This is a genomic window from Brevibacillus sp. YAE8, assembly GCF_057543335.1.
Genome location: NZ_BAAIYG010000078.1, coordinates 1 through 1,075 on the forward strand (window position 1 = coordinate 1; position 1,075 = coordinate 1,075).

A 1,075-nucleotide genomic window follows, 5' to 3' on the forward strand; every position below is an offset into this window, starting at 1 on the left:
TATCGCTTCTTTAAGCATTTGTGAATAGAGATCGAAACCGACAGAATCGATAAATCCATGCTGCTGAGCACCCAGTAGGTTTCCGGCGCCACGTATTGAAAGATCACGCATAGCAATTTTAAAACCAGAACCTAATTCAGTAAATTCCTTAATAGCTTGCAGACGCTTTTCAGCTACTTCTGTCAGTACTTTGTCTTTATGATACGTAAAGTACGCATATGCCACGCGATTTGAACGACCTACGCGTCCTCTTAATTGATACAGTTGTGATAATCCCATCTTATCAGCATTGTTAACAATGAGCGTATTTACATTTGGAATATCTACTCATGTTTCGATAATAGTTGTACTCACAATCACGGCATATTCGCCTTCTAAAAAGCTTAAAATAACCGCTTCGAGTTCTGTTTCATTCATTTTTCCGTGGGCATACGTTACCCTAGCATCAGGCACGAGCATCGAAATTTCTTCTGCTTTTCGTCAAATATCTTCTACGCGATTATATAAAAAGTAAACTTGGCCATCACGCGCTAACTCACGCTCAATCGCTTCACGAACTAGAACTGGATTATACTCCACTACATATGTTTGAACCGGAAAACGATTTTCAGGCGGCGTTTCAATAACAGACAAATCCCTTACACCCAACATAGACATATGTAATGTTCGTGGAATAGGTGTTGCTGTAAGTGTAAGGACATCAACGTTTGCTTTCATTTGCTTGATTTTTTCCTTGTGCGTTACACCAAAACGTTGCTCTTCATCGATAACTAACAACCCTAAATCCTTATAAATCACATCTTTAGATAGTAAACGATGTGTACCAATCACTACATCTACGGTCCCGTTTTTTAGCCCTTTAATTGTTTCCTGCTGCTGTTTACGGCTGCGAAAGCGACTCAATAGCCCAATATTAATTGGGTAGTCTTGAAAACGCTCACGGATGGTTTCATAATGCTGCTGAGCTAAAATAGTGGTTGGTACTAAAATAGCCACTTGTTTTCCATCTGTCACAGCTTTAAACGCAGCACGAATGGCTACTTCTGTGTTTCTGTATCCCACCTTTCCACAAAGC

At 40.0% G+C, this 1,075-nt stretch carries 1 pseudogene; it reads right to left on the reverse strand.

From position 1 onward, the window contains the following. A pseudogene (locus AC27IT_RS27670) lies at positions 1-1,075 on the reverse strand (DEAD/DEAH box helicase); the annotation flags it as partial.